This window comes from Aeromonas sp. 159 (assembly GCF_963862045.1).
GTDB lineage: Bacteria > Pseudomonadota > Gammaproteobacteria > Enterobacterales > Aeromonadaceae > Aeromonas > Aeromonas veronii.
This window is the reverse complement of sequence record NZ_CAWLMI010000036.1, coordinates 1-4,737: the sequence shown is the minus strand read 5'-3', so window position 1 is coordinate 4,737 and position 4,737 is coordinate 1. Positions and strand designations below refer to the sequence as shown.

General features: G+C 46.3%; 4 protein-coding genes and 3 pseudogenes. 5 read left to right on the top strand and 2 right to left on the bottom strand.

The window, feature by feature from the left end; translation table 11 throughout:
- Positions 1-239: 239 nt before the first annotated feature.
- The 5 genes and pseudogenes from hinT to AACR14_RS16140 all read left to right on the top strand — a co-directional run bounded on the left by hinT (position 240) and on the right by AACR14_RS16140 (position 3,301).
- Entirely contained in the window at positions 240-590 is a 351-nt protein-coding gene (gene hinT, locus AACR14_RS07515; protein WP_019445706.1) for a purine nucleoside phosphoramidase, read from the top strand.
- Positions 590-856, top strand: a pseudogene (locus AACR14_RS07510) (COG3014 family protein); the annotation flags it as partial. The gene hinT and the pseudogene AACR14_RS07510, both read left to right, overlap by 1 nt.
- Before the next feature lie 226 nt (positions 857-1,082).
- Complete coding sequence (locus AACR14_RS07505) at positions 1,083-2,012, top strand: FkbM family methyltransferase (RefSeq protein WP_083851943.1); 930 nt, start codon at positions 1,083-1,085, stop codon at positions 2,010-2,012.
- Positions 2,013-2,015: 3 nt separating this feature from the next.
- A complete protein-coding gene (locus tag AACR14_RS07500; protein WP_156808793.1) occupies positions 2,016-3,083 on the top strand; it encodes a hypothetical protein in 1,068 nt (355 codons plus the stop codon).
- A 20-nt stretch (positions 3,084-3,103) separates the two neighbouring features.
- Positions 3,104-3,301, top strand: a complete 198-nt coding sequence (locus AACR14_RS16140; protein ID WP_409013776.1) for a hypothetical protein — start codon at positions 3,104-3,106, stop codon at positions 3,299-3,301.
- A 66-nt stretch (positions 3,302-3,367) separates the two neighbouring features.
- On the opposite strand, the pseudogene AACR14_RS07495 reads toward AACR14_RS16140, so the two are convergent.
- Both AACR14_RS07495 and AACR14_RS07490 read right to left on the bottom strand, forming a co-directional pair.
- A pseudogene (locus tag AACR14_RS07495) lies at positions 3,368-4,197 on the bottom strand (IS5 family transposase).
- Between the two features lie 108 nt (positions 4,198-4,305).
- Positions 4,306-4,737, bottom strand: a pseudogene (locus AACR14_RS07490) (IS3 family transposase); the annotation flags it as partial.

Sequence of the window (4,737 nt, the reverse complement as noted above, 5' to 3'; positions counted from 1 at the left end):
TATATGCAAAAGTCCCTTGCCTGAGTACCCCGTCCTTTTGATACCCTGCAGACCACCCTGAACAGGCGCTGCAGATGACGTCCCTCTGGCTATCGGTATTTTTAACAATAACTGAAGGGAATGGGACATCAGCTGTGTCAAATGTCGGCTTGTGTCACACTTGGCGTGCTGCTCGCCCCCCTTTCGGGAGCCGCTTGGGGTTCTAGTTCAATTTTCTGTTTCATATAAGGGAGTTAGCCATGGAGCAAGAAACCATTTTCAGCAAAATCATCCGTAAAGAGATCCCCGCCGACATCCTTTATCAAGACGATCTGGTCACCGCATTCCGGGATATCCAGCCCAAGGCCAAGACCCATATTCTGATCATCCCCAATGTGCTGATCCCCACCGTCAATGACGTGGAAGCCGAACATGAACTGGCCCTTGGCCGGATGTTCACCGTGGCCCGCAAACTGGCCGCCGAGGCTGGCATCGCCGAAGATGGCTACCGCCTCATCATGAACTGCAACCGCCACGGCGGGCAGGAGGTCTACCACATCCACATGCATCTGGTCGGTGGCCAGCCGCTGGGACCGCTGCTCAGCCTGTAATGAATCGCAACGCCTCAACCTGCCGCAGCGCCCTGTTGCTCTGCGGCGCCCTGCTGTTGCTGGGAGGCTGTGCCTCCCGCTGGCAGGATATGTTCGTCTCCTACTCCGATCAGATGGTGCCCCTGCGCAACCAGCTGCTGCTGGGCCATGCCGCCGATAGCTGCCTTCAGTGGGTGGACAATCAGGCCGAATACCGGCTAAGACACGGTCTGGATCAGGTGAGCAGTCAGCTCACCAACGATCAGTCGATGGCCTATCTCCCCCCCACGATTACTAATGACAAAAATGAGGTCTGTCACCATCCGGTTGACCAAGTCACCGTGGCTAAGAATTCTTGAAGGATTAAGAAAACATACTTAAAATGTATCTCACTGGGCCATATTGACGATCTGCATAACTAGGAATTTACAAGCAAAATTCAATAGATATCTTGCCAATAAGTATTTATAAACAAGTTGGCAGTCCACCAAAAAATTAATAATCGAGAAAATTATGGAAACAGTACATTCAATTGCCGAGCTGATTGAGCAACAGAAAGATGTAGTTACATCATTAGAATATTCTGGAAAAACACTCAAATTTCTGACGAATTCGCCTTATCCACTAAAACGGGTTTGTACTTTAGAAGTTGCAGAACCAGAAACTATTGCTTGGTTAAATGCTATACCCTCAGATGAAGTATTATGGGATGTAGGAGCAAACATGGGTATATTCAGCTTATACGCTGCCATTATAAGAGGCATTCAGGTCTGTAGCTTTGAACCCGAGGCATCTAATTATTCCTTACTAACACGAAATATCCAATTAAATAATCTAGCCAACAAAGTAACAGCTCTGTGTTGTGGACTTAGCAATGAAAATAGCATTCGTACTTTATTCAAGTATTGTGACTTTGAATCCTCCGGAATCAATTCAGTAGGAGAAGAAGTTGACGCACATTTAAGACCAAAAAAATCACTTTCAAAACAAACCGTTATAACGTTTACTGGAGATGAGCTCGCGAACTCAAAAGGTTTTAGCTCTCCTCAGCATATTAAAATTGATGTGGATGGCATCGAGCACTTAATTATTTCCGGCTTGCACAACACACTCAAAAATAATTGTAAATCTCTATTAGTGGAGCTAAACTTGACACTGTCAGAGCATAGAGAAGTAGTCGCTATTCTCCATGGACATGGATTTAAAACGCATTTACAATTAACTGAAGATACGAGAATAAAAAATGGGTACTGGAAAGATATGGTCAATATGATTTTCAGTAGAGATGATTCAATGCTAAAGGATATAGCACATAATTATTACAAATTTACAAAACAATCAACAGATTATCATGCTTATCAGCTCGCATTATCTGAAAATCGTAGTGAGCAATTCTATCAAACATCTCACCCGATACTACTCGAATGCATGAGGCGGAAATAAAACATGAAAAATCCAACAGCAATCCTTTGCGAGCAGTTTAGTAAATCCCTCTTACCAATGGGAGAAACTAAGTTACTTAATATGTTGGTTATCTGCGCTGCAGAGTATGCAACCCGCTCACCAAAGCGAAACCGAGAAAATCCGTTTATCGCAGCACCAAACTTGATAAAAAGTTTGCTTGATAGCAACTGCCAGATATTCGAAAAACTTTATTACTGCTTAGGAAAGCATGAGTATTTGTCTAATATTTTTCAAAATACAGAGCAATGGTATAACGCCCCCCATATCTTGCCAGAACTCAACCAATACTTCCTGTACCCTACATCAAAAAATTCTGATGTTGAAGTTGTAAATCACAACCTTAAAATAACCCAACAACACATATTAGAGTATGAAAAAGCACTAGCTGATAATGACGTATACTGTGAAAAACATCCTAACGCAGTTTATCTTACAGACAGAGAAAAAGGCAGAATATGGGTCAAATCCTTTGAGAACGAAGGGCGACGTCGGGCTTATTGGCTTAATTCAAAATCAGCCCCAGAGGTATTCTATCAATTAATGAATAGTACTTATTTAAAAAGTATAGCAGAACGGCAAGCTAATGCACCTGCTTTTTGTGAATCTTTACTATGTGAAGAACTATCCACGCCATTACTGTTCCATCATGGTAGGAATTGGCATATTGATAAATTGGCTGATCAGATAAAAATAATGATTCCCTTAGACACTATTAGCGAAGGCAACGGACCTTTACGCTGGCTTGAAGGTACAACACCAGATGCTCTTATTGGAAAACAACAACCTCGATCTCATCTACACCATAGTTTTATTTACTCTGGCATGAAAACCACCATAGCAAATTTTCTTCCAACTAGTCTGACCACTACTTTAGCAAAAAAAGAATGTACTGCTTTAGCACAGCAAGACCAACTTATCTTGCTGAACACTCGCTGCATTCATAGCGGTAGTTTAACAGAAACGGGGAAAGTCAGAAAAACACTCACGCTAACATACAATATTAATAGCCTGAGAAATAATGCATTAAATAGTCTGCCGTGTTTTTACTAATTTAAGCACAAGTTTTCCATGTGCTGTTACAGAAAACTTTTCCCCAACGAAATTTCAGCATCAAGGATGAGCAACTTGTTGAAACTTGCCGTGAAATTGAAGCAGACTTTATAGACGGAGATATAGGCGATTACATATACAAAGAGCGATGTGCTGATCAATTAGCTGCTCCGGATAGTAGATCACCGGAGGTAGGGAACTCAGTCCAGTTTGTGTGATCTCGGCGTTGTTTCCCAAATCAACCATCAAGCTGCACCTGCCCCAGCCCCAGCCCCAAGTGACCGCTACACTCGGGGTTTTCTGACAGGTAGGCCAAGGATATTCAGCTTGTTTATGGCGCTTACATACGCCATGACTTCTCCCACTTGGCCGTTGTAGTTACGCAGACTAATTTTCCCCGCCAGCAACTGCTTGAACCGATACATCGCCGTCTCTGCCAGCGAGCGACGGTGGTATCCCGATATCTTCTTCCAGTGCGCCAGCCCTTCCTTTCGCATTACCAGCACCGCTTCATTTCTTGGGTGCCCCTTTTCCCATAACCCCGCATTCTTGCGAGGAGGGATACAGGCTGTCGCCCCTTTGCGCGAGATAAGCTGATGGCTGGCTTTGCTGTCGTAGGCGCCATCCGCATAAACACGTCCCAGCTTGCGTCGCAGTGGATTGAGTAAGGTGGGCAGCACCTCGGCATCATGGACATTTTCCAGCGAGACTTCCGCTGCCACGATATCGTGGGTTGCCGAGCCCACCGCCAGATGCAGTTTGCGCCAGACTCGCCGTTTCTCGGCACCGTGTTTTCTGACCTTCCACTCGCCTTCACCAAATACCTTCAGCCCGATTGAGTCGATGACGAGGTCGGTGATACGCCTCTTGGCGGGTTGTCGATAGGACACTTTCACCGTGCGATGGCCCACAGAGTGAGGTTAAAAATCCTCTTGAGCATCAGGAAGGTACAAATAGTCTGGTCGGTGTAGAGCTGGCTGCAGCCCCGCCGACCATGATGATCGTGGTGGAACCAGTTGTTCATGGCCTCGGTATCAACACAGAAGGGGAATATTGCACAGGTGAGGGAACCACGGTTAATCAAAGACTTGTTGTATTGAGGCCAGTTGGTGATGGGTTAAGCGACGTGTCCATGATGCAGACCTGAAGGGGATGGTGGTGATCAGGTCACCAAACCCTCAGTTAGTTCCATTCAAGCTGTATCGATTGGGGCAACAACGCCAATATCTACCGCCCAATGCACCATTTCCCGCGCAGGCGTCAAATCCTGCGGGCTTTGCAACAATAACTCTCCTTTCAAAATCCCGTTCACCCGCTCTGCCAACACATTCTGGTAACAGTCATACCCATCCGTCACCAGGCTCAGGTACAGCGGCCCGCTCCTGGCTGGCAGATAGGTGATGTCAGCGACCCAAACCTGCTCAGGGGCCACCGGCGTGACCGGCTCTGACCCCACCTTGAGCAAGTTGGGATGACGGTAGAAACGTTGAAAACTGTGGGTGGTCTTGTGATACGCCCGCTTAGCCTGCATAAGCAGGTGGTGCTCGGCCAATATCTGAAACAGCCTGTCCCGCCCGACCTTGAGCCCGCCATCATCCTGACCCTGCAGCAGATAATGCAGCTTGCGAGTGTCCACCCGAGGTTGTCGCAGTCG

Bases quoted from the DNA above. Each gene is read 5' to 3' on its own strand.
- hinT (WP_019445706.1), top strand. From the start codon at position 240: ATGGAGCAAGAAACCATTTTCAGCAAAATCATCCGTAAAGAGATCCCC.
- AACR14_RS07505 (WP_083851943.1), top strand. From the start codon at position 1,083: ATGGAAACAGTACATTCAATTGCCGAGCTGATTGAGCAACAGAAAGAT.
- AACR14_RS07500 (WP_156808793.1), top strand. From the start codon at position 2,016: ATGAAAAATCCAACAGCAATCCTTTGCGAGCAGTTTAGTAAATCCCTC.